Consider the following 25,310-nt stretch of genomic DNA (forward strand, 5'->3'; position numbering starts at 1 on the left):
TCCTTTTCGTCTGAAAATAATCTTCTTTCACTGGATTTTTTTTAGGTACATCTAAAAAAAGGCATGTTCGGCTCAAGCTGCTGCATGCTATAATAAGACATCCCCAAAATCAGAAAAATCCTTATATATATGGCCAGCTTTTCACAGTGAGGGTACCGGATGAAGTCAGAAAAAAACATGAAAAACTTAATACTACCCGCCTTCCGGAAAGGTTGTGCGGCTTTGAAACATCTTTCCATCAAAACCCAGTTTCTGATCAGCATGGCCTTTCTTCTTATTTTTATGACCTTTTTATGTGTTTTTACCAACCGTTCCATCTATAAAACCTACATGGCCAACACAGATATGTATACCACAGGCAGCATCAGTGAATTTGAAGAACATATTGCATCCATTCAGGCAAGCATTACCAATCTGTGCATGCAGTTCCAGTATAATAATACTTTTGCTGATATTTTCGAAGTGGATTCCTACCGTAAGCTTACCTCCTCGGATTATGAAAAGATGCTGGAAAGTATAACCTCCAGCATTATGGTAAATTCGTACATTACCGACATCAGTCTGGTAAATGATCTGCTTCACTGGTCCGATATCTATAAAGAAGAGGAACTGACCGATATGTATCTGCAGATGCAGGATAAAAACGGCGTATACTGCTTCGGGCTGACCAGCGGTTCCCTCTATAATGCCTCGGTAAAACCGCATCTTACCTTTGGCTATAATATCAACTACCGCACCCGCACTATCGGAAGTATCTTTATATCCGTGGACGTTTCCAACGCTTTTTTTACCCCTTCCAAGGATACCTTCTATATCCTCCACGATCCGATACGCGGGAGTATTGCTCCCATTAACTGCACCAACAGCAGTTCCGGTTCCATTATAAGCCAGGTATGGGAGAAACAGCCAGATTCTCACCTTTCCGGACAGGATGCCGGTAAAAATTCACGTTTTACCATAACCACCTCCAAATTCTGGATACAGACAGCGTTCCTTCCCTCCCTGAACTGCTATATGACCGGCGCTGTGGCATTGGAAGAGCTCAATTACCAGATGCGTCAGAATATTGCCCGGATACTCGTGATTGTTTTTCTGTGTATTCTGTTTCTTTTGCTGTTCTGGCTGCTGATAACACGCAGCTTTATCAATCCCTTCCGAAAGCTCAGCGAGACCATCATTTATATCCGGAAGGAAAAAATAAGAAAGATCAAAGCCCCTCTAGCGATCGACGGCTGCCGTGAAATCGTGGACACCAGCAGGGAATTTGAGGATATGATTAATTCCATACACGATTTAAACACGGAAATCATGGAAAAATCCCATGCCCTTTACGAAGCGGAAATTCAGCGTAAAATTTCTGAGCTTTCCTATTTAAGAAGTCAGATCAATCCTCATTTTATCTATAATTCCCTGGAATTGATCCGCGCCTCCGCCACCGAACACAATATGACGGAAATCAGTGATACCGCTCTTGCAATCGGCAAAATCTTAAGATATAGTGTGAAAGGCGAAGATTTTGTCACCCTCCAGAATGAACTGGATATCACAAGTTCTTATTTGAAAATCCAGCATGCACGGTTTCACCAACGGTTTGATTTTATCATCAATGCCCCTGTGGAACAGGAACGGCTGTATGTTATGAAAATGCTTATCCAGCCTCTTGTTGAAAATTCCGTATTTCATGGAATTGAGCCCAAACAGGGACATTCCATAATCATCATATCCGCTTCTCTTACCGGAAAGGATTTAAGCATATGCATCAGAGATAACGGAATCGGCATACCGGCTGACAGGCTTCTTTCTATAAAAAAAGCTTTGGATAGCAAAATATATGATACCAGCCAGCATATTGGACTGATCAATGTACACGCCCGTATCCGCCTTCAGTATGGTTCCCCTTACGGCGTAACGGTTGACAGTACGGAAGGCGACGGCACTGTAGTAACACTGCTTATGCCCTCCATATACGAAAATACTATTCCGCATATACTCCCTGATTCAGACAACTGAACTGCTGTACAAAAATATTTTTAACGGAGGATACCATGTTTCAAGTATTAATTGTAGATGATGAACAATCCGTACTGACCCTACTGAGTAATACCATCAACTGGCAGGAGCTGGAATTATCACTGGCTGGAACTGCTGCCGACGGAGAACAGGCGCTTGAAATTATTCGCAGAAAGCCTGTGGATATCGTCATTACGGATATCCGCATGCAGAAGCTCAGCGGACTTGAACTGAGCAAAATCCTGTACCAGCAATATCCGTCCATAAAGCTTATTATCATGAGCGGCTATGCTGAATTTTCCTATGCCCAGAAGGCGCTCACCTACGGCGCGCTGGGTTACTGCCTTAAGCCTGTGGAAACCGAGGATATCATCCAGCTTCTGCTAAAAGCCATCGGAAAGCTGCGCTCCGAAAAAAATATACTCTCAAACGACAGTATTCTGGAATATATCTATACAAACGATACCCCCAACATCCGCAAATATCTGATTCAGCACGGCATCTTCACCGATAATGTGTGCACAGCTGTAACCACTGGGACAAAGCCGCTTCCTGAAGAACTTTATGACGGGGTGAGGATCCGCCTTTCCAATACCCAGTGGGCCTATATAACGAAAGACAGAATCTCTTCCGGCGCCGCGGCCGCCCTTCAGGATACTTTTGACGGGTATGGCTCTCTGCCCGGGCCTGTGGACATCACCGATCTGCACCATGCAGTCCGGCAGTGTCAGCGGCAGGCTTACCAGTATTTTATCACTCCTGAAATGAAGCTCTGTTTCGGACACGATGACCAGATGTCCCTGCCTTTCCTGAACGAACTTCTTTCTCAGGTTTCTCCGCCCTATGCCGACGGAGTCCTGCAGCTGCTTCAAAAGCTTCAATCGCCCAGTTACCGGCAGCTTTTTTCTATTAAAGGCGCGCTACAGCTTTATAATACTATCCGCTACAGCGGGCTTTTGAAAGAAGAGGATGATTTTCCTGACTATTATGAGCATCTGGTTCAGCGTTTCCAGACCTTTGAAAATGAATTGTCCTGTCTCATCAGCCAGCTGTCCCAGGTAAAGGATAAGAAGGATATCGGCCAGAATATCAGCAATTCCAATCTTCTGGAAATGCTGGTTTACATCAATGCAAATTTTAACAGGGATATATCACTCAGCCAGGTGGCAGAGCGTTTTAATTTTAACTCCAGCTATTTAAGTCAGGCATTTAAGAAAGAAACAGGAGAAACCTTTACCAGATATCTGACCGCCCTGAGAATCAATAAAGCTAAGGAAATCCTGAATTCCTCCGACGATACCATCGAAATGGTGGCAAATAAAGTGGGCTACAGTGACTATTTTTATTTTATGAAAATATTTAAAAAGGTAACGGGAAAGACCCCGAATCAATTCCGATTCGGGGTCTGAAAGGCATCACACTTTCAAACGGAATATATTTATCGACTGCGCAGGAAAAGTATACACGATTTCTCCGTCCTCCACCACTGCCATATTCTCCTTTGGCGCCACCTTTTCCGGATCCTCAAAGCTGTTTCTGTCATCCGGCCCGAAGCCGTCCATATGATAAACTCGCGCGCTCCTGATCCTGGCATCCGTCAGCGCAATCCCGGCCTCAAAGGAATCTTCTCTTAAATTCACCGCCTTGACTATAATATCCCCGCTGCTTTCTTCTCTGGACGCCGTGCAGTATAACGGCTCAATAATCTCTTCCGGAAGGAGGGCGTCATTCATGATTTTGCCGTCAATGATGTTCACTATCCGCTGCGGCTCCACCCGTACTTCTACAGAATGGACGAAGCCGGTCCGCACGCAGAAATTTCCCAAATCCAGATTGGAATTCCTTCCATTAAGATCCTCTTCCAGCGTACAGCTCTGGTTTTCCCAGCCGCCGTATTCAATCTTTCTCTTATTCGCCTCATCGGCACAGTCAAACCACAGCGCAAGACCCAGCCAGCCACTCAGACGCTTCATACGGAAGCGTATGGTATAGCTTCCCTGCGCTTCTCCCAAAAGCACAGGGCTCTCCTCCGCCTTCAACAGCACATCCTTGCATCTTGTAACGCCGTCTTTCGTTTCGATCTCAATTTCCGTACATTCCATAATGCTGTCCATCCTGCGCATATTGGGTGCCAGATAAATTTTATTTCCCCTGGTCACAGGGAACGGCTGCGCAGCCATCCGGGTATTCAGGCGCACCTCAAACCCCGTGTCTCCCTGATGATTCATAAACAGCTTCTGCACATAATAATTGGCCGTTGCATACACTCTGTGATTATCATACCAAATCATATTTGGCCGCCAGTTGACATAGTCCGCGTTGCAGAGCATGGGCGCATAACAGGCGAGTCCTACGCTGTCTGCATTTCTTTCCAGCCCGATCATATAGCTCGCTTCCGCCAGCGCATTGTACCAGGCATTATCCTTGGAAGCGTATTCTCCCAGAAATACCCTGGTATGCTCCTTACCATAGCCATCATAGTGGTGATGATTAGAAATAAACCATTCCGGCGCCTGATAATAATGTTCGTCAATGAAATCCGCTCCATACTCTCGCGCGTTTTCCCAGCCCATCCGATACGCCTCCCCTGCGGCGGCCGGTCCTGCGGTATTGATGATTTTTACCTCCGGGTATTTTGCTTTTATGGCTTTGTGGAAATAAGGATATCGTTCAAAAAATTCCTCTCCCACCTCTTCATTGCCGATTCCGATATATTCCAGACCAAAAGGCGCCTCATGCCCCATTTCCGCCCGGAGCGACCCCCAGGTGGTGGAAGGTGCGCCATTGGCAAATTCAATCAAATCCAGCGCATCCTGTACCCATTCCCCCAGCTGTTCAAAAGAGGCAGCCCTTCTGTGATGAGGATCATATCCTGCCGGAAGTACCGGAAGCGCCTTTGCGCCAATATCCTCACAGAATTGAAAAAACTCATAGTATCCCAGTCCCAGCGACTGGTTATATCCCCAGTTATTTCTCCTGGAGGGACGTTCCATAACAGGACCGATCGTATTTTTCCAACGGTACATGGAATCTCTGTCTTCAGGATTCAGTGAACCGTCATGAATCAGGCATCCTCCCGGGAAACGCATGAATTTAGGATGCATGTCCGCAAGCAGTCGTGCAATATCCCTCCTCACCCCGTTTTTCCGGCCCATAAATGTCTTTTCCGGGAAAAGCGATACATTATCGATATAAACCCGTCCCGGGGTTTTCAGCCAGATTCCCAGCCTGGCTCCATAATCCGTAACCGGTGCGTCAAATACAGCCTCAATTTTCTCCCAATCCTTGTTCTCTATGGAAAAACGCTGTGCCTGATAAAGCTTTCCATCCACACTTTCCAGGGAAACCTCCATCTGCAGCGGACGCCCGTCACAGGAGATATGACAGGAAAATAAGTATTTTTCCCCGGCTTCCAGAGGAATTCCCTGATTATAGCCTTCATTTCTTACCCCGATCCCATCCAGGGGATCCATGGCATCCAGTACCAGATAGTGCGGATTTTTACAGCACACCGCATGTCCTGTCTGGATGGTGATTGTTCCTTTGGCATCCGCAGGAAGCACCCTCTCCCAGGCGGTCAGCGCATGGTATTCTTTATTGTCAATTTCACAGAATTCAAAACTGCGGTTCCTCACCAGCTCTGCATACAGGCCTCCGTCGGCCGCATGGTTGATATCTTCAAAGAAAATCCCATAAAGATCTCCCAGTTTTGCAGTTTCCTTTTTTTCATTTACAGTGATTTGCATTATGTTTGCCTGCTCCTTTGCCTCATGATTATTTTGGCGTTACATTTCTCCACAGGAAAATCATACGATATTTTTTATTTGATAAACATGGATATTTTTTAGGTTATTGGTAAATTTTTTGGTGATTTTACAGGTGAAAATCATCCAATATCTTCTCAGTAATCTCATAGAAACGATACGTTTTTTCTTCCCTATCATTTATGTCCCTGTACTTATCCTTTTTGGTCAACAGAAAACCTGCTTTTTCAACTACCTTCCAAGAGAATACATTTTCATCTCTTACCGTCGCTATCATCTTATGTAATTTATAATGATTGAAAAAAAATTCAGTATATGCCTTCACAGCTTCTACTGCATAGCCGTTGTTCCTATATTGCGCGCCAATAAAATAGGTAATACCTATTTCATTAAGGTCTTCATAATAGGAACACCCTACTGCACCGACCGCAATATTTACATTCTTTAAAATTACCGCATAAGCTAGATAATCCATTGCCGGATTATCCCTAATCGCAAATTTTTCAGCCTCAGCCCTCCATTGCGTTATCCATTTATAGCAGTCTTTATCAAAGCCAACATCATTTAAACTGCCATCTGCCGCCATTTCAGCAAAAAAAACTTCATCTTCTCTTCTCAAGTCCCGTATGAACAATCTTTTCGTTTCAATTAACATAAGTAAATCCTCCTAAAATTCTGGTTTCCAGACTTATTTGGCATTTTCATTATATCATATCCGTTCCGCCAATATGGGCCTACGACGGAATTTAGCGCCTGGATTTCTGCGGTGAGCCAGAAGCCAGGATGTGCAGATACCATGTCGTCTACACCGGCATGATACCACCCTTTCAGGCAAGTTTATACAAAACAATACATTGACAAATATCAATATGATGCATATAATAAAAACGAGCCCAAAAAGAAGGGAGCGCAGACTATGACGGAAAATGAAAAAAACGCAAGGATTTTCAAAGCTTTTTGCGATGCAAACCGATGGAAAATTTTAGGCCTGCTGCAAAGCGGAGAAAAATGTGCGTGCAAATTACTGGAAGAACTTAATATCGGACAGCCAACGTTGTCCCATCATATGAAAATATTATGCGATGCAGAAATAGTTGTAGGGCGCAAAGAGGGAAAATGGACGTACTATTCCTTCAATCCGGAAGGGATTGAGCGTGCAAAGGAATTGCTGAATCAAATTACAACGGTAACAGACAGTATCCCGCGTAGCTGCAATGAATGATAAGCCGCCAGGAATAAGGCGGCTTAAATAACAATCATTATATCGATAGATTGCAATATATAAATAGAATGGAGGGATTTCCTGCAGATGTTCAAAATTTTCTGGGACTTTTTTCAAAATCAAGTGTTGGGCATGAAATGGCTGAATAAAGTGATAGGCGGCGGATTATCCGCTGCCGGGCTTAACCTTGAAAGCAAAACCGGCGCAAGCATTCAGTTTTTCCTTTATGATACAATTAAAATCACTGTTCTGCTTTGCGTGCTTATTTACTTGATTTCCTATATCCAAAGCTATTTCCCGCCAGAAAGAAGCAAACGGATATTAGGACGTTTTCATGGCGTGGGGGCAAATATTATTGCTGCCCTGCTCGGGACAGTGACACCGTTTTGTTCCTGTTCCTCCATACCGCTTTTCATCGGTTTTACAAGCGCGGGGCTTCCGTTGGGCGTAACCTTTTCTTTTCTGATATCCTCCCCTATGGTTGACCTTGGTTCCCTCGTTCTGCTGATGAGTATCTTCGGTACAAAAATTGCTGTCATTTATGTTCTTGTCGGTTTAGTTATCGCCGTTGCAGGCGGTATCATCATTGAAAAACTGCACATGGAAAAATACGTTGAGCAGTATATCAAAACCGCCGGAAGCGTGGATATAGAAGCTCCGGATTTAACGAAAAGGGATAGGCTGAAATATGCGTGGGAGCAGGTTGCGGCTACTTTTAAAAAAGTATTTCCCTATATTCTTGTTGGCGTGGGCATCGGCGCCTTTATTCATAACTGGATACCACAGTCCTGGATTGAAACCGCACTGGGCAGCAGCAATCCCTTTTCGGTGATTTTAGCAACACTTGTCGGCATTCCCATGTATGCGGACATTTTTGGCACAATCCCCGTTGCTGAAGCTTTATTTGCCAAAGGCGCGCAGCTTGGTGCAATCTTATCTTTTATGATGGCGGTTACTACATTGTCTCTACCGTCCCTGATAATGCTGCGAAAGGCGGTAAAACCTAAACTGCTTTCCCTCTTTATCGGTATCTGCACAGGCGGCATTATTCTTGTTGGTTATTTGTTTAACCTGCTCCACTTATTTTTGGTCTGATTGAAAGGAGATTATCATTATGGCACTGTTTGGAAGGAAAAACAAAAAAGAAGGAAACGCCCCTTGCTGCTGCGGCGGTAATTTCAATGCGGAAAGCATGGCGCAGGCGGAACAAGCAAAAACAGAGGGCGCAGACATTAAAATCTTAGGAAGCGGCTGTGCGAAATGCAATCAGCTTGAAGCGGCTGTAAAGGCAGCTTTAGAGCAGCTGAATATGGACGCCTCCATCGATCATATTACCGACTTTACACAGATCGCAGCTTATGGCGTAATGACTACCCCCGCCCTTGTCGTTGACGGAAAAGTGGTATCCTATGGAAAGGTGCTCAAGGTCGGTGAGGTGATAAAAATTCTGGAAAAAGCCAGGGGATAATTTTACAGAAAATCCATGATGCAGAAATTAAGGGAAGCCGCATAAATCCAGTATTTATGCGGCTCCCCGGTGTTATTGCAACAGAAAATCTCAATCGTTATAAATTATGACCTTTATCGTCTCATTGGGATGCGCCAGCGCCCAGTCAAACCCTTCCTGGATCCGGCTCAGCGGGAACCTGTGGGTTATCATCCTCTCTGAAACTATACGGCCGTCCTTCAGCCAGGCAAGCGCCGTCTCAAAGGCATTGGCATACCGGTTCACTCCCATGTAGTCCAGTTCCTTTTCCATCAGCTTTGCCACATCCACAGGAACGATGTTGCTGCCCGGCCACCCCACCTGCACGCATCTGCCGCCCGGGCGGGCCATGGTAAAGAGCAGGGCCGTGGAAGCGTTGTTCCCGGCGGTTTCAAATACAATATCCCCTTTATTTTCAAGCGCAGGGATCTGTTCCGAGGGGATGAAAATTTCATCCGCTCCCAGCTGTTTCGCCCATTCCAGACGTTCCGGAACCTTGTCCACACATACGGCATAGCTGCCGCCGGCCGCTTTAAAGGCCTGCAGAGTCAGAAGCCCGATGGGGCCTGCCCCCACAATGACTCCCACGTCCCCTGGATGGACACGCCCCCGGTTTACCGCCTGTACGGCCACTGCAGCTGGCTCCGCAAGGGCGGCGGCTTCCAGGCTCAGTCCCTGGGGAACCGGAAATACGAAATGCTCCGGCACCACCACATAATCGCAGAAGGTACCGTTCACACCCGGCTCCGACAGAAATCTAACATCCGGACAAAGATTGTAGCGTCCGGTTTTACAGTAATGACATTTTCCGCAGGGAATTCCGGGTTCGATTACCACTTGATCCCCTTCTTTGAATTTGCCTGCGCCCTCTCCCAGCGCCTCGATTACGCCGCTTGCCTCATGCCCCGGGATGTAAGGATTTGTCACGACAAAATTCCCCAGCCGGCCGCTCTTATAAAAATGCAGATCCGAACCGCATATCCCGTTAGCGGCTATTTTAATAAGAACTTCCCCTGTCCCGGGGGACGGCACATCTTCCACGCGCAGCTCCAGATGATGATCCGGAGTTAAATAATAACATCGGTTTTCTGACATATGTTTTTCCCCTCCTTTAGCCCATTATATAAAATCCATCGCTTTTTACAAGAGTTTTTACAGAGATTTCCCTCTCAGACATTTCCTGCCCGGATCACCATTGCCCATAATGAATTTTCTCCGGCTCCCACCGGGAGCGGATTTCTTTTGTTTCTCCCGGCCATCCCAACGCAATTACTGCTGTTGGCTCAATTTTTACCGGAAGGGCAAAGGCCGCCGCAATCTCCCTGCGCCAGTCAGAACCGGCCGCAACGCCGCACCAGACGCCGCCCAGACCAAGACTGTGAATGCAAAGAAGCATGTTCTGCACGGCCGCGGCACAGTCCGCGTATAAAAATTCCTTCATCCCTTCCCTGTTTTTATCTCCGCAGACGATAATTGCACAGGCCGCAGTTTCCAGCATCGCCGCATTGGGATTGCTGCGGGACAGTCCGGTAAGGATCTGTCTCTCCCTCACCACAATAAAATGGCAGGGACGCTTGTTTTTGGCCGAGGGCGCATACATCCCGGCGCACAGAATGGTATCCAGCATTTCCCCTGCAATCGGTTCCGCAGTAAAACTGCGTATGCTCTGCCTTGTCCTGACTGCTGTGAGGGTATCCATACCGCAGGGAATTAACGAAGGCTCCGCAGACATTTCCACAGAATTTTCCCCTCCCGTCTCTTTCCCCGCTTCCTCAACGGCCATGGTCACATGGGCCTTCATTGTCCCGCCGTCATAGCCCAAGGCCTTCTGCAACGCTTTATCCACCGTCATGGCAAACCTGCCGTTTCCGCGGGCCAGCAGCTTGCACCGGTATTCTATATGATTGATCGTGCCGCTTACATAAAGCGTTCCCTTCGGCCTTTTGAAAACCTCCCTTGGAAAAAAGGGCAGTTCTATCACTGTGAGCCTCCCGCCCTCATCCTTTTTAATATCCGCATCAAATACTTCCATTTTTTTCTCCCACAATTAATTTTACCGCAACGCTCAGCCTCCCACAAAGGAAGTACAAAAATGGTTCGGCCAACAGTTACATTGTACCATATTAATCATCAAAAAGTGTCACTGAGATGTCACTTTTATTTGCTATAATAAGCTTACATCGATGTACAGTGAAAACAAAGGCAGTCAAAGCCCCGCTGCTGGCAACAGGCTATCAAACTTGCAGCGCTGCAGGGCAGCGGGATATTGGACCTTCGCGGCAACCGCCAAATATCCATGCAAGCATGGCTGCCTGGCTCGTTGTCCGCGGCAATAAACTTAGAATACGAGGAGCAATCATTATGGAAATTCTTAAATGCGAAGGTGTCAGAAAGCTGTACGGCACCGGAAATAATCAGGTAACGGCCCTGGACCGGATAGATTTGTCCGTGGAGCAGGGAGAATTCGTGGCAATTGTGGGAGCCTCCGGTTCCGGCAAATCCACACTTTTACATATTCTGGGAAGCGTGGATTCCCCCACCGAAGGGAAGGTGCTCGTGGAGGGTACGGATATCTCCTCCATGAACAGAACGCAGGCGGCCATCTTCCGGCGCAGGAAGGTGGGCCTTGTCTATCAGTTTTATAACCTCATCCCCACACTTACCGTACGCAAAAATATTCTCATGCCGCTTCTGTTAGACAAAAGGAAGCCGAATCCGGAATATTTTGACAAGGTGATAACTACGCTTGGGATCGCGGATAAGCTGGATTTTCTGCCAAGCCAGCTGTCCGGCGGCCAACAGCAGCGCGCGGCTATCGCCAGGTCGCTGATTTACCGTCCGGCCCTGCTGCTGGCCGACGAGCCTACCGGTAACCTGGATCAGAAAAATTCCAGGGAAATCATCGATTTGCTGAAGCTTTCCAACCGCAGCCTGAACCAGACTATCCTGCTGATAACCCACGACGAAAAAATCGCCCTGGAAGCAGATCGTATCATCGTAATAGAAGACGGTCGCATCATCAGCGATCAGAAACGGGGGAAATAATATGTGGAAGGACTATTCATCAGGCTTTATCAAGAATAACAAGGCGTCCAGCCTGTCCATCATGGCTGCGGCCCTCATTGCCGCTCTGTTCCTGTCTTTTCTGTGCACCCTTTTTTACAACTTCTGGATGGATGAAACGGCGCGCATCATCCTGGAGGATGGGGACTGGGACGGACGGATCACCGGAGAAATCAGTGAACTGCAGCTAAGTACCATAAAAAGCTTTGCCAACGTGGAAAAGGCCGTCATCAACAACGCCCTTTCCGGCGCAAAAGGAACCATTGTGGATATTTATTTTTACAACAGAAGGGTTGCATATCAGGATATGCCCCTGATAGCGGAAAGGCTGGGGCTGGAGGAAAATGCGGTCAGTTATAATACGCTGCTTCTGTCCCAGTATCTGATTCACGATCCCAACGCGAAACAGCCGCCCATGCTGCTGAGCCTTTATCTTGTGGTGCTGGTTTTGGTATCCTTTTCCCTGATTTTAATCATCCACAATTCCTTCGCCGTATCCATGAACGCACGAATCCACCAGTTCGGCATTTTTTCCAGCATCGGCGCCACGCCGGGGCAGATCCGGTTCTGCCTGATGCAGGAGGCCGCCATACTCAGTCTGATTCCGATTCTGGCCGGCTGGCTGCTTGGAATCGCCCTCAGCTTTGGAGTAATGAAGGCGGCTAATCTGCTTGTGTCACAGCTGCCGCAACGGGACAATATGCTCCTACAATTTTGCTATCATCCCGCGATTTTTGCGGTTACCATCCTTGCCTCACTTTTTACGGTGCTCTTTTCAGCCTGGCTGCCGGCGATTAAGCTCAGCCGCATGACACCCCTTGAGGCCATCCGGAATGCGGGAGGGCTGCAGCTTAAGAAAAAGAAAAAATCCAGGCTGCTGGCGCTGCTGTTCGGCATGGAAGGGGAACTGGCGGGCAATGCGCTGAAGGCACAGAAAAAAGCCCTGCGCACCTCCACCCTTTCCCTGACGCTGTCTTTTTTTGGTTTTTCCATAATGATGAATTTTTTCAGTCTTTCCACGCTCAGCACCCAATACACCTATTTTGAGAAATACCAGAATGTATGGGATATCATGGTGACCTTAAAGGATACAGAAATAGAAAATTTCGGGCTGACGGAAAAGCTGCGGGAAATCCGTGGAATCCAGGACTGCGTTGTATATCAGAAAGCCATGGCAAAGGTCCGCATTCCTGACAGCTGGCAGAGTAACGAGCTGGCCGCACTAGGCGGGCCGGCTGTGCTGGCCGGACAGGCAGCGTCCGGCGCCACTGACGCTGCAACTGCCAAAGAAGCCGGCGCCTGGCTGGCAGAAGCGCCCATCGTCATACTGGACGATGACGCTTTTAGAGCATACTGCGAAGAAATCGGCATCACACCACGCCTTGACGGAACCATAATACTGAATCAGATCTGGGACAGCCTGCACAGTAATTTCCGGCACAGAATCTATGTTCCTTATGTAAAGGAAGCGCAGGATACAGTCACCCTGCTGAATGCGAAGCAGGAAAGCGGCCAGGCAGAAATTCCCGTACTCGCCTATACCCAGACCGTTCCCGTATTAAAGGAGGAATATGATAATTATACCCTGGTGCAGTTCATGCCTCTTTCCTTATGGGAAAAAACAGCCGATCATTTGGGCGGCGCCGAAGAAGATACCTATGTCCGGATTCTATCCGAAAACAGAACGGATCCCGCCGGGATGGCTGCCCTGGAGCAGGAGGTGAGCCGGCTTATCAGCCCGGACTACGACATGGTAAGCGAGAACCGGATTCAGGATAAAATCACAAATGATCTGATGATTCAGGGCTATCAGCTGATTCTCGGCGGTTTGTGCGTAATGCTTGCCTTCATCGGCATTGCCAATGTCTTTTCCTATACGCTGGGCTTTCTTCATCAGCGGAAACGGGAATTTGCCCAGTATATGTCCGTAGGTCTGACACCGGGAGGAATCCGGAAAATGTTCTGTATTGAAGCGCTGGTCATCGCCCTTCGGCCGCTTATCATCACACTGCCGCTGACCGCAGCCTTTATTGTATTCGCAGTCAGGGCAAGCTACCTGAATCTTTCAGAATTTCTGCCGGTTGCCCCTGTGGCGCCAATTGCAGTGTTCAGTCTGGCGATTCTTGGTTTTGTAGCCCTGGCCTACTATATCGGCGGTAAAAAAATTCTGCGCTGCAGCATGGCGGAAGCGCTGCGTGACGATACGCTGGCATAGAAACCTTTTTAACTGATATAAATTTATATAAAAAACTGCCGTATTTTGAACTGTTGGACAGTCATAATACGGCAGCATTTTTTTCTCATTCAACTGCTACAGATAACATTTCAGATCTTCACAAAGCTGTTCCTCAATGGATATCAGCTCTTTACAGGTCTTTTTTGCAGAATTTTCAGCGCCTTCATACTGGTTAAGGTATCTGTTCAGGGATTTTATTCCCATATTGCAGCCGTCTGTAATCAGATCCGCCACTGTGGCATCGCTGTTATCCATGCTCAGCTTCACGTTTGTTTTCATCCAGGACATGCTTTTTGCCATTGCGGAGGGTTCCTTTTCTTCCGAATCGAAGCGGTCCAGCATTTCCCAGATCTCATTTTCCAGCTTTTCATGATGCACTTTGCTTTCCTCAAGCAGTTTCTTCATATTGCTGTCGCACACCTTTTCCAGAACCTCATCTATGGAGGATACTGCCATTTTCGTGCCGGCGTCACATTCACGAAGCAATTTTACCGTATCTGAATTTTCCATTGTGTACTCCTTTTTATTTTTAGTATTTCAGAAATTGTAAATGCTATGCATGAAATGGATTGGCGCTAAACAGCTGAAAAATTTTATTTTTTCATATAGCCTATGTTTGTTACACTCATAAAGAGGCCGGCATAAACTCCTGTGAGCTATGCCGGCCCCAAATTTCAGATTAACGCAGCTTAATTTAACTTGCTATTTAACGTCCGCCCTCGCCAACGCTTCCTTGTAATACTTGAATTCCGTAAATACCTCGCCCGTATAGGGGTTCTTTTTATTTTTCACGGATTTGTAAATAATGTAGGCAAGCGCTGCCGCATTGGTGAGCAGGGCCAGAGCGCTGATCACAAGCATTGCGGTGGGGTTGGCGTTTACCGCCGTACCGGCGGCGATGCCGTTCATTGTGCCGTCCGCATACTGTACGGGTATGGCAGCCCATTTATATGCTGCGGTGCCGTCGGGGAAGGTTTCCTGGAAAAGAGGGAACACCTGGGCGAACATGCACCACATGCACAGGGTATTGGCCCGGTTCATAATCCATCCGCCCTTATTCCATAAAAGGGCCGCGATGGTGGGAGCCAAGAGCAGCGCCACGCCGCAGAACCAAGAATGTGTGGGCAGGCAGTTATAGGTATAGGCAAAATTCCAGATATCATAGACCAGGATATAGACCCAAATCATATCCGGCCAGATCATGTCTTTTTTATCCTTGGAAGCGTAAACCGCCCACCATCCGGTCATGCACAGGATATTGAGGATCCCGGCAATTCCGTTCATGATATTATGCCATCCGCCGTACAGCCATACGCTTTCCGACGACATCCACCACGCATTCCAGCCATTGATTGCGGATTCAAAATCACTGGCGACGGCAATCAGGATATTAATAGCCACAATGGCAAACGGGAACGCTTTAAACCAGTGCTTTTTACCGATACCCCAGCCGTACTTAATCATCATAAAGCCGATACAGCCCGCCAGCGAGGCGTAAAGCTTGGCATAATGGAACCAGCCGTTCATATACAGATGTGTCTGGTTATTCAACGCCCACTGCGCTCCCTGTCCGGCCGCCACGGCAATTACCACAAAATATACGGTCAACGCCGCAGGCAGCACGCCGAACATAAACAGGCCGCCGAATTTACTCCTTCTGGAAAATTCATTCAGCAAAATCAACGCCGCCAGAACCGCCAGCATGGCTATCCACTGATAGACGGCATTACTGCCATAAACATGAAATAACATAATCTCCCCTCCCAAAGAGCGTGCATAAAACTAAATTTTATCTCACGCTCTTACTCCTTTTAGCCCTGCCTTTTCAGCAGGCCTCGATTTCTTTGATGCTGCACTCATTCCCCGTGAGCAGATAGGTTTCAAAGCTGCCGCAGCCGGGGCACTGCCGTCCGAATTCCACCGTAGGATAGGTCTTCTGACAGGCCTCACAGTAGGTTACCGCCGGCAGGATCTCAATTTTCAGATCCGAATCCTTAAAAAGCTCCGATTTTTTCCGGTAATACTTCCAGCAATCTGTCATATAATCCGGGACTATGCCGCTTACCTCCCCGATTTCCAGGGTGACGGAGCCGATTTCTGTCAGGTTGTTTTCCTTTGCCACCTCATCCAGGGTACGGGAAATATGTACGATAATACCCAGTTCATGCATTTTTGCCTACCCCTTCTTTCCCTTGCGTATGATCCGGATTTCGCGCTTGAGCATATAAGGAAGGATGGCCTTCATCTTATCCTCCGCTTTATACATCCTGCTCGCTTCCGGCAGATCCCTGCTTAAATGAATGGCGTCAAATTCGCATTTGGTGGTGCAGACGCCGCAGCCGATGCATTTGTTCGGGTCCACCACCGTAGCGCCGCAGCCCAGGCAGCGTCCGGCTTCCGCGCGCACCTGCTCTTCGGTAAAGGTGCTTCGCAAATCCCGGAAATTATTGTTCCCATCCGGGCTTTTTCTGCCGGGCACCTGCCGTTTTGCGTTGTCAAAGGTTTCCGGATCCAGCTGCAGATTATCTTTATCCAGTTCACTGAACTGTCTTAAATTTCTCCCTATCGTCAGGCTCTGTCCCGGATGGACAAACCTGTGTATGGAAACGCAGCCTTCCTTTCCCGCAGCGATGGCGTCAATGGCGAATTTTGGTCCGGTATAAACATCCCCGCCCACAAAAATATCGGGCTCGGCAGTCTGGTAGGTCACAGGATCCGCCTTTACGGTTCCGTTTCTGTTGAATTCCGCCTTTGTTCCCGCAAGCAGTTCTCCCCATCTGACAGACTGGCCGATGGCTACAAGTACGGCTTCGCATTCCACGGTAAGCAGCTGTTCTTCATCGTAAACCGGATGGAAACGGCCCGATTCGTCAAAAACGGAAACGCATTTTTTAAATACCACACCTGTTACCCTGCCGTTTTCCGTAAGGATTTCCTTCGGGCCCCAGGAATTACAGATACCGATGCCCTCCTGCGCCGCTTCTTCAATCTCATCTCCTGCGGCAGGCATTGTTTCCCGCGTTTCCAGGCAATACATGGAAACAGATGATGCGCCTGCCCGGAGCGCTGTCCTTGCTACATCCACAGCCACATTTCCGCCGCCGATAACAACGGTGCGTCCGGCTATCCTGGTATTTTCCATATCCTGGTTCACACAGCGTAAAAATTCCAGTCCTGTGAGCACACCCTTTGCATCCTCTCCGGGGATGCCTGCCTTCCGGCCGTCCTGGGCGCCTATTGCCACATAGAAGGCCTTGTACCCATCCTGTCTCAGCTTTTGGACAGTGATGTCCCGGCCCACTTCCACGCCGCACCTGAATTCCACTCCCATTTCCCGAAGCACATCGATCTCGGCTTCAATCACATCCTTTTCCAGACGGAAGGAAGGGATGCCATTCATCAGCATGCCGCCGGGCCGTTTTTCCTTTTCAAAAACAGTGACCGGATATCCCATTTTTTTCAGATAAAACGCGGCGGACATTCCAGCAGGGCCTGCACCGATGACAGCTATTTTTTCCTGAAAGGGCTTTCCTGAATAGTTCAGCATGGGAGGAATATAGCGGGTTTTTGCATGAAGCTCCTGCTCTGCGATGAATTTCTTGATTTCATCAATGGCAACGGCCTGATCCACACGGCCTCTGGTACAGGCATCCTCGCAGCGGCGGTTACAGATGGCTCCGCATACGGCGGGGAATGGATTTTCCGTCTTGATAAGCTTCAGCGCGTCCAGATATTTTCCCTGGGAAGCCATTTTGATATAGCCCTGCACCGGAAGATGGGCCGGGCAGGAGGCCTTGCAGGGGGCTGTGCCGGTGTCATAGCAGTTAATCTGGTTTTTATCCCGGTAATCCACAATCCATTTATCTCTGCCCCACTTTGTTTCATCCGGCAGCTCCTGTACAGGGTACTCGATTTCCCCGTTTTTCGTACACAGCTTCTGCCCCAGCCTGGCTGCTCCCGAAGGACAGTATTCCACGCACCGTCCGCAGGCCACGCAGTTTTCCTTTGTCACGCTGGCCCGATAGGCGGAACGGGACATGTTGGGGGTATTGAACAGCTGGGAGGTGCGCAGGCCGTTGCAGACGCCTATCGCACAGTTGCAGATGGCAAAAATTTTCTCTTCGCCGTCAATGTTTGTTATCTGGTGGACATAGCCGTTGTCCTCCGCCCGCTGGAGGATTTCCATCACTTCATCGTAATCGATATAGCGTCCCTTCCCGGTTTCCACCAGATAATCGGCCATATCCCCCACGCCGATGCACAGATCATCCTCCAGATCGCCTGTCCCTTCTCCCCTCACCCGCTGCTGCCGGCGGCAGGAGCATGCGCCCACCGCATATTTGTCCTTATATTTATTCAGCCAGTAGGAAATATGTTCTATGCTTGCCGATTCCTGGGAGGAGGGAATCGCCTTTTCCACAGGGATAACATGCATACCGATTCCGGCACCGCCCTGCGGCACCATGGGCGTCACCTTTTCCAGCGGCAGCCTGGCCATCTGCTCAAAGAAATCCGCCAGCTCCGGATGCTCCTCCACCTGCTTTGCATTCATCATCATAAATTCCGCGCAGCCCGGCACAAACATGGGCAGCACATACTGCTTATGATGATCTTCATTCTCCCAGTTGTACTCAATCAGGCCGATGACGCTCATTTCCTGAAGCAGCTCTTCGGTGCGCTCCACGCTCTTCTTGCACCGCTTCGCTATCCACTGGGCCGTGGCGGGCACCCTCACCTTCATCGCCAGCGCAACCTCCGCCATCTCGTCCGTTATCACACATGCCAGCCCCCAGTACTCCGGGTCCTCCGTGGTTACCTTCACTCCGATCCTGTCCGTAATCTTCTGACCCAGCTTCAGAATCAGCTCTCTTGCCTCCGCCATAGTTCATCTCCTTTTTCGTTTTTTGGTGATTTTTATTGTAACTAAAATATATAGGTGCATTTTTGTTATTTATATTATATAACAAAATATAATATTATACAAATTTATTGTTATATTTCTACAATAATAATTGAAAGGCAGCAGAAATGACATTGGCATGTCATTTCTGCTGCCCTTCAATTATATGTAATATTTCATAGGTTACTGAATATCAGCGGCAATTCTTCGCATTTCATCATCTGTCAAAAGTACCCGCATTTTTTCTTCTCCTATCTTTTCATCTATATGGCAATGCTTCCTGTCCCCATTTTCCAATATACAACAGTCTTTATACCAGCATTCCCCCATCAATCTGCCTTTTACACTCCAGGCATCTGTGTCAGTCAGCATATAGGTCATAGACTTTATAACCCTTTCCGTCGAAAAATGTCTGAATCCCATTAAATATTTAATTGATTTTTCGTCTGTAATATTGTCGAGATTTATTCTATGGTTTTCAATTGCCTTTAAAATATGAGTCCTCATAGATATCACATCCTTGCGGCCGATACCTGTTCGCCAACTGCCAAAAATGCAGACCTGCTCCCTGATCCTCCGTCCATAAGTATTTCATGGCAACACCAATTCTTTCTGAAGAGTAATAAGGTGGTTTTTTTCTTTTAAAATCGTAAAGCTGTCACCGGAAACATTTAAACCATCGCAATTTCTGAGAAATAAAAGGTACTGGTTACTCTTTTCAAAATTAATAAACTTTTTATCCTCTTCATTCAAAATTGTATCTGCATTATCAATGACAATAAATTTATCCCTGCATGCTGCTAAACCATTATGAAAGTCATCACTCTTATAATTGAAAAGTTTGATTGCATTGTATTTATCAATCAGTCTTAAATCCTCCAGCAGCTGATACAAATATGTTTTACCGGTTGCGCTGTCACCGCGTACCAACGTTAATCTGCTGGTAAAAGTCAAATAATACTGAAAAGGAGCCGCGCTAAATTCTAACGTACTATAAATCATCCTCCGCCCTCCTTTCATATTCCCTGGTCCACCATTGCTCATAACCCTTTCTGCCAACTACAATTTCAATTTCATTAAAACAAATCCGGACGTTATCGTCTATGGCAAAACGCTCCGGACGCTTCATATAGATTTTAATATTATCCAGCTTAAACAATAAAGAAAGCACATTACCGCCGCATTCCTCTGCACTTACCACTTTACCGGGATTCTTAATTATATTCAGATATGTTTTGCATTCACTGGAAAGATTTCGTATTGTACCCAGGCCATATTTTGTCTCAATATGATTATCTTCTGTTACCTTTGCTGAATCGATTTTTAAAATTGCCTGTTTATCCTCTTCCGTAAGCGGTTGATTACCTGTATACAGATTAAAGAATAAATCATTTTTTAGCACCCAGTCTTCTGATTCCTGCTTCTCCGTATAAATATATATCAATCCTTTCACCAGCTTTCAATTAATAATTTTTGATTCTTCCACATTTCGTACTGCTCTATAACATCAGCAGATTTTCTCAGTACAATATCAGTGTATCATAATTTATAACTCATTTCTATTATTTCATCGACATCCTAACCGTATACTTGCAGTTTGTGTAACAGTTTAGCCTTCGGCCGAACTGTTACTGCACCTCCCCATTATAAGTCGCCTTCGGCGAGGGGCGGATTCCTGCTGCCACCACGTTTTCTTACGGTCAACATGAAGCGCTGGCTTGTATGAACTGTCTGTTCTTTGTTTTTTTATTCTTGAGCATTTTAACAGGCAGCAGAAAAGACATTGATATGTCTTTCCTGCTGCCGTAAATCTTACGCCATAACCTCAATTTTAACAATCCCCACAGCCTCTCCCGGAAAACGCGCCCTGACAAATCTGGCCCTTTCGGAGGAAAGATGCACTGTCAAGAAGGAATTGGCATCCCCTTCCCGTGCCAGGTATATCTGCCTGAATTCTTTTCTGTCATCAGAAAGCGCCAGTTCATATACTCCGTTCATAACAGCGTTGAATTCCAGGGTAATACTTTTAACCTCCTTCGTGCCTTCCAAATCAACCAGGATCCAGCCGCCCGTTTCTTCCTCCGCCGGATACCAGAAGGTATTGAAACTACCATCCGTGACATTTTTTCCCGGATGCTCTTTGTGGGCGCTGCTGCAAAAGACCGGCCTGTTAAGGCTGATATTACTTAGCTGCTTCCTTTCCGGCGCTCCCTGCAAATACGGCGGAGGCTGCAATTCCTTCAATTGCCGGTTCTCTGGTTTTACACTGCCCGTTACATGGATACAGAGCCTGTCGCCGAGCAGCCCGCCGCTTCGCGCCTGTATTATGGTATCTCCTCCATAATAGGAACGCAGCTCAATGGCTCCCAGCCCTTCAATGAAGTTATTCCTTCCCGGAGAAAAAACAAAGGTTTTGCCGGTGGGGAACATACCTTCCCCGCTTACCACCTCAAGCACCACCTCCGGGGAATTGGTGATTCTGTTTCCCTGTTCATCCATGACGGAGACAATGATATGAGCATCCTGCGTCCCGTCGCTGCTTATTTCCGTCCGGTCCGCAGCCAGATGGATCCGGAAAGGGATCCCCTCCTGCAGGATCGCAGGCCGCTGTATGCCAAGCAGATTTTCCCGGTACCAATACCAGGTGTTCAGCGGCAGACGGTAATAATCTATCATTCCCATATGCCCCATATCAAATAAAATACTTCCGTGATGGAACCCGCACCATAAGGATTTCCCGGAGCGCCATGGATAGTTTTTCTCCACCCCGTCCTGATATCTGTGCATAAATTCTCCCGGCCGATCAGAAACCGTGCTTCCATATTCCGATACGAAATTGGGGAATCCCGGATTTATAAAAATGGATGCCCCGTCTCCGTTGTAGCCTGCAATATCTCCCAGGCAGTCGAAGCCTCCCCTCTGTGCTCCGCCGACTGCGGCCGGACGCGTGGGATCCAACCTGTGGGAAAGCTCTGCAAGCCTGACCACCAGCGCTTTGGCTTTTTCCATCACCTCAATATCGGAAAAGAACGGTTCATTGCACATACTCCATACGATGATGCTGGGATGGTTCCGGTTTGTCCGAATCATTTCTTCTAATGTCTGAAGGCAGCTCTGTTCAAATTCCTCCTCATCCTCTTCCTTTACCGGATAGCCGCTGGCGGTCCAATAGCCTTCCTCCTTCGGGCCTCCGGTCCCCCAGAAGCAATTCTCAGACCAGAAAAGGATCCCCTGCCTGTCGCATTCCTGCGCGAAATAAGTATGGTGCGGATAATGAGAGCCTCTGATAAAATTCATGCCGCAGCCTTTTATCATGGCGATGTCCCTTTGTATTCCCGTATGGGTCACCGCATCAGACCAGCCCGCATGATCCTGATGTACATTTGCCCCGTGTATCTCATAATGCTCCCCGTTTAATGAAAATCCTGTGTCCGCTGAAAAAGAAAACCACCGGATGCCAAATTCAGTCTCGCAGCTATCTGTCAGCCTTTCCCCTTCCCATATCTCACTTTTAAGGACATAGAGATTGGGATGATCCGGATGCCACAGCTCAGGCCGGCAAAGCGTATATTCCTGCGAAACTATTTCCGTATCACCAGAAGATACGTTCAACGCAGAACATACTCTCCCGATTTCCTCTCCCTCCCGGAGAATCCTTGATACCAGACGGCATTGCGCGGCATTTTCTGCCTCATTGCAAATCTCAGTATCCATTGCTATCTTCGCTGTCCCCTTTGAAACCTCCGGCGTTGTCACACGGGTTCCATACCATGCTATATGGAGCGGCTGCGTGACAATTAAGCTCACATCCCGGTAAATGCCTCCGTTGAATACATGTTCCCCCGCTCTTGGCGCAAGCCTGGGATTCCAAAGATTATTGACCCTTATAAATAACTGGTTCTCCCCTTCATGGACACAGGAAGTAATATCTACGATAAAAGCCGTATATCCCCCTTTGTGGCTTCCTGCCAGGCAGCCGTTTACATACACCTGCGTATCCTGAAAGCTCCCCTGAAATTCCAGGGAAATCCGTTTTCCAAGCCATTCCTTTTCCACATACAGTTTTTTCCTGTAGCAGCCATAGCCTACATAAAACTCATTTGTCATAAAATAAGGAATGCCGAAAGAATGCGGAAGCCCGATATCATACCATTGGGAATCGTCAAAATCCGGCGTCTCCGCCTCCGGGAAGTCCCCATGCATAAATTTCCAGTCATTGTTTTCCAGGCGCTGTATCCTGTTACCTGCTCTGCTGCTCATTTCCTTTTACTCCTCCGTCTTTCCGAAAAGAAGCTCATACTGCTTCCCTTCCTCCATATAAATCCGATAGCCTTCTATACATTCCTCATACTCTATATTTCTGTCCCCCTGCCGGATCAGGAACGGATAATTTCCCGTAAATTCAACCATCCGGCTGCTGTCGCTTTTGACCCAGGCAGCGGTCAGCATGCCGTCCTGCCAATAAATATCCGTCTCAATCCCGCCTCTGGCCCGAAGTCCCTTCACCCATCCGTTCTTCCAGGAAGGCGGCAGCGCCGGAAGGAAATGGACCGCCGCATGGCTTTGAAGAAGGCATTCCGCCATGCCTGCCAGCAATCCCATATTTCCGTCAATCTGAAAGACATTTTCCGCATTCAAAAGGCTTCTGCTTAATCCGTGTTCCAGCATCATGGAAATGATCCTGCCTGCGTTTCCACCGTCCAGGAATCTGGCAAAGAAAGCGATATGCCAGGCCCCTGGCCATCCAAATGATCTTGCACCATGCTCAATTCTGGAATACAGCGCTTTTTTGGCTGCGTCAAACAAGTCTCTGTCTTTATTCCACGCGATTTCATCTCCGGGATACACGGCCCAAAGATGGGAGGTATGTACCATATCAGGAGTCAGTTCCTTTTCCTGTGAGGCCCATTCCATAAGTCGTCCCATGCTGTCGATTTGATTTGGCCTTAAACGATTCAGAACCTTTTCAAATTCTTTTTCCTTGTCATTATGAATTCCCAGCACCTTCCCGGCTTCCAGGCACGCAATCATTAAAGCGCGGATGATCTGGCTGTCTATGGTCGGTCCGGCGCAGATAGGCGTATCATAGCCATTTTCCGTAATAAACCGGTTCTCCGGTGAAACCGACGGGCAGGTTACAAGGAAACCTTCTTTGTCTTCTATCAAAAAATCCACAAAAAACAAAGCCAGCTTCTCCAAAACAGGATATTCCTGCCGGAGGAATTTTTCATCCAGGGTATACCTGTAATGCTCCCATATATGCAGCCCCAGCCAGGCGCCGCCGCACTGCCAGATTGTGGCCGCCGGATAAACATCCTGAGGCGCACAGTCCCCGTAAAAATCCGTGTTATGATGGCACATCATCCCCCGGCAGCCATACATTTCCCGGGCACATTTTTCACCGCTTTCCTCCATTTTATGGAGCAATTCAAACAGTGGACTGTGCAGCGATGAAAGATTGCAGATTTCGGCGGGCCAGTAATTCATCTGTAAATTAATATTCACCGTATACTTGCTGTCCCAGCTGGGATCAAATTCCGAGTTCCATATTCCCTGCAGGTTCATTGCAGAAGAGCCTTCCCTGCTTCCTGAAACCATCAGATATCTGGCAAACTGGAAATACCGTGAGGCCGCAGCATCCTCCGCAACGTCCAGGCTGCAGCATCTCATAAAGGGCGAAAAATCCAGGATATGCCTACGTTTAAGCTCCTCATAGCTGATAGCAGCCGCATGATCCAGTCCTTTCTTTACTGCAGCAGGGCAATCCTTCTCCCGGTTGTCCGTAGCCGCCGTAACAAGGAGAACCACCTCCTGCGCTTCGCGGATAATCAGCCTGGAATAGCAATCCTCAATTCTGCCGTCCGTTGCTGCCGACACCCCTACCGCAAATCGGGTTTCCGCTTCGTGCCCTTCCATGATTATCCGGTTTCCATCCAACGTATACAGACGGTCACACCGCGTAGCCGGCCAGACTCCGGCGCTCACATATTTTCCGGGACGTCTGTCATCCGGCGCTTTTGCATCCGTAAAGGGATATCTGTTCAGCATGACGTCCAGCCGGATTGCCCCCGGCCTGCTGCTTTTCAGCCGTATAACCATCACCTTATCCGGAAAGCTGACAAACATTTCCCTTTCATAACGTACCCCATCCTCTATATGTACAATCCGCAGGATCCCATTTTCCAGATCCAAATCCGATTCGTAATCCTCCCCCTCCGATTCCGGGAACCAACCCATGGGAAAAGCAGACTGCTGATTCAGCGCCAGATCCAGTTCTCCAAGCGTGGAATAATTCCTCATATTAGGAGGAGAGGATACCATATAAGAATACATAAGCTCTTCCGCCTCATCAAATCTGCGGTCCAGCACCTTCTCCTGTATTTCCTTCAGCTTTCCGGCCGCTTTCGGATTAATTCTGTTCTCCGATTTCCCATACCAGAGAGAATCCTCATTCAGCTGAATCCTTTCCTTTGCGGTATGCCCATAAACCATGGCTCCTAAGAACCCATTGCCCATAGGGAGGGCATCCTTCCAGCGCATCGCCGGCTCCTCATGCCTTAAGTGAAACTGTGCTTCCATAAATCCATACCTCCTCCAATTAGTCAAGACCACCGGCTTAGCCGGTGGCT

The 25,310-nt window shown here is 47.8% G+C and carries 20 protein-coding genes; 7 read left to right on the forward strand and 13 right to left on the reverse strand.

Features of this window, described 5'->3' with window-relative positions; translation table 11 throughout:
* Positions 1-159: 159 nt before the first annotated feature.
* A complete protein-coding gene (locus HMPREF1548_RS15185) occupies positions 160-2,010 on the forward strand; it encodes a sensor histidine kinase (RefSeq protein ID WP_083492994.1) in 1,851 nt (616 codons plus the stop codon).
* A gap of 35 nt (positions 2,011-2,045) precedes the next feature.
* Positions 2,046-3,419 carry a response regulator transcription factor gene (locus HMPREF1548_RS15190; protein ID WP_021637163.1) on the forward strand — a complete coding sequence of 458 codons (1,374 nt, stop codon included), beginning with the start codon at positions 2,046-2,048 and terminating at the stop codon, positions 3,417-3,419.
* A gap of 6 nt (positions 3,420-3,425) precedes the next feature.
* Here the strand turns inward: HMPREF1548_RS15190 and HMPREF1548_RS15195 are convergent, their stop codons facing one another.
* Both HMPREF1548_RS15195 and HMPREF1548_RS15200 read right to left on the reverse strand, forming a co-directional pair.
* On the reverse strand, positions 3,426-5,756 hold the full coding sequence (locus HMPREF1548_RS15195; RefSeq protein ID WP_021637164.1) for an alpha-L-arabinofuranosidase family protein: 2,331 nt from the start codon (positions 5,754-5,756) through the stop codon (positions 3,426-3,428).
* Positions 5,757-5,883: 127 nt separating this feature from the next.
* Positions 5,884-6,429, reverse strand: a complete 546-nt coding sequence (locus HMPREF1548_RS15200; RefSeq protein ID WP_021637165.1) for a GNAT family N-acetyltransferase — start codon at positions 6,427-6,429, stop codon at positions 5,884-5,886.
* Between the two features lie 261 nt (positions 6,430-6,690).
* Between HMPREF1548_RS15200 and HMPREF1548_RS15205 the strand changes: the two genes are divergently transcribed.
* The 3 genes from HMPREF1548_RS15205 (at position 6,691) to HMPREF1548_RS15215 (ending at position 8,464) form a co-directional block, all read left to right on the forward strand.
* The gene (locus HMPREF1548_RS15205; RefSeq protein ID WP_021637167.1) at positions 6,691-6,996 is read left to right on the forward strand and encodes an ArsR/SmtB family transcription factor; all 306 of its coding nucleotides are present in this window, start codon (positions 6,691-6,693) and stop codon (positions 6,994-6,996) included.
* 87 nt (positions 6,997-7,083) lie between these two features.
* On the forward strand, positions 7,084-8,091 hold the full coding sequence (locus HMPREF1548_RS15210; protein ID WP_021637168.1) for a permease: 1,008 nt from the start codon (positions 7,084-7,086) through the stop codon (positions 8,089-8,091).
* 19 nt (positions 8,092-8,110) lie between these two features.
* The gene (locus HMPREF1548_RS15215; RefSeq protein WP_021637169.1) at positions 8,111-8,464 is read left to right on the forward strand and encodes a thioredoxin family protein; all 354 of its coding nucleotides are present in this window, start codon (positions 8,111-8,113) and stop codon (positions 8,462-8,464) included.
* 90 nt (positions 8,465-8,554) lie between these two features.
* On the opposite strand, the gene HMPREF1548_RS15220 is transcribed toward HMPREF1548_RS15215, so the two are convergent.
* Both HMPREF1548_RS15220 and HMPREF1548_RS15225 read right to left on the reverse strand, forming a co-directional pair.
* A complete protein-coding gene (locus tag HMPREF1548_RS15220) occupies positions 8,555-9,577 on the reverse strand; it encodes an alcohol dehydrogenase catalytic domain-containing protein (protein ID WP_021637170.1) in 1,023 nt (340 codons plus the stop codon).
* Positions 9,578-9,671: 94 nt separating this feature from the next.
* A complete protein-coding gene (locus HMPREF1548_RS15225; RefSeq protein ID WP_021637171.1) occupies positions 9,672-10,514 on the reverse strand; it encodes a nitroreductase family protein in 843 nt (280 codons plus the stop codon).
* A gap of 329 nt (positions 10,515-10,843) precedes the next feature.
* On the opposite strand from HMPREF1548_RS15225, the gene HMPREF1548_RS15230 reads away from it, so the two are divergent.
* Positions 10,844-11,527 carry an ABC transporter ATP-binding protein gene (locus HMPREF1548_RS15230; RefSeq protein ID WP_035322291.1) on the forward strand — a complete coding sequence of 228 codons (684 nt, stop codon included), beginning with the start codon at positions 10,844-10,846 and terminating at the stop codon, positions 11,525-11,527.
* Between the two features lies 1 nt (position 11,528).
* Complete coding sequence (locus HMPREF1548_RS15235) at positions 11,529-13,760, forward strand: ABC transporter permease (protein WP_021637173.1); 2,232 nt, start codon at positions 11,529-11,531, stop codon at positions 13,758-13,760.
* Between the two features lie 96 nt (positions 13,761-13,856).
* On the opposite strand, the gene HMPREF1548_RS15240 is transcribed toward HMPREF1548_RS15235, so the two are convergent.
* From HMPREF1548_RS15240 to HMPREF1548_RS15280, 9 genes are all read right to left on the reverse strand, one after another.
* Positions 13,857-14,291, reverse strand: a complete 435-nt coding sequence (locus HMPREF1548_RS15240) for a hypothetical protein (RefSeq protein WP_021637174.1) — start codon at positions 14,289-14,291, stop codon at positions 13,857-13,859.
* 192 nt (positions 14,292-14,483) lie between these two features.
* Positions 14,484-15,533: a DUF5692 family protein gene (locus HMPREF1548_RS15245; RefSeq protein WP_021637175.1), complete on the reverse strand. Its 1,050-nt coding sequence runs from the start codon at positions 15,531-15,533 to the stop codon at positions 14,484-14,486.
* A gap of 73 nt (positions 15,534-15,606) precedes the next feature.
* Positions 15,607-15,951: a hydrogenase maturation nickel metallochaperone HypA gene (locus HMPREF1548_RS15250; protein WP_021637176.1), complete on the reverse strand. Its 345-nt coding sequence runs from the start codon at positions 15,949-15,951 to the stop codon at positions 15,607-15,609.
* Positions 15,952-15,957: 6 nt separating this feature from the next.
* Positions 15,958-18,663 (reverse strand): FAD-dependent oxidoreductase, encoded by a 2,706-nt coding sequence (locus tag HMPREF1548_RS15255; protein WP_021637177.1) that lies wholly within the window; start codon positions 18,661-18,663, stop codon positions 15,958-15,960.
* Positions 18,664-18,864: 201 nt separating this feature from the next.
* Positions 18,865-19,188: a hypothetical protein gene (locus tag HMPREF1548_RS15260; protein WP_021637178.1), complete on the reverse strand. Its 324-nt coding sequence runs from the start codon at positions 19,186-19,188 to the stop codon at positions 18,865-18,867.
* Between the two features lie 84 nt (positions 19,189-19,272).
* Positions 19,273-19,683 (reverse strand): hypothetical protein, encoded by a 411-nt coding sequence (locus HMPREF1548_RS15265; RefSeq protein ID WP_021637179.1) that lies wholly within the window; start codon positions 19,681-19,683, stop codon positions 19,273-19,275.
* On the reverse strand, positions 19,673-20,125 hold the full coding sequence (locus HMPREF1548_RS15270) for a DUF4869 domain-containing protein (protein ID WP_035322341.1): 453 nt from the start codon (positions 20,123-20,125) through the stop codon (positions 19,673-19,675). The genes HMPREF1548_RS15265 and HMPREF1548_RS15270 overlap by 11 nt, the downstream gene beginning before the upstream one ends.
* A 368-nt stretch (positions 20,126-20,493) precedes the next feature.
* Positions 20,494-22,941, reverse strand: coding sequence for a glycoside hydrolase family 2 protein (locus HMPREF1548_RS15275; protein ID WP_021637182.1), 2,448 nt, complete (start codon positions 22,939-22,941; stop codon positions 20,494-20,496).
* Between the two features lie 6 nt (positions 22,942-22,947).
* A complete protein-coding gene (locus tag HMPREF1548_RS15280; protein ID WP_021637183.1) occupies positions 22,948-25,260 on the reverse strand; it encodes a glycoside hydrolase family 95 protein in 2,313 nt (770 codons plus the stop codon).
* Positions 25,261-25,310 lie beyond the last annotated feature (50 nt).

Source organism: Clostridium sp. KLE 1755, assembly GCF_000466465.2.
Taxonomy (GTDB): Bacteria; Bacillota; Clostridia; order Lachnospirales; family Lachnospiraceae; genus Eisenbergiella; species Eisenbergiella porci.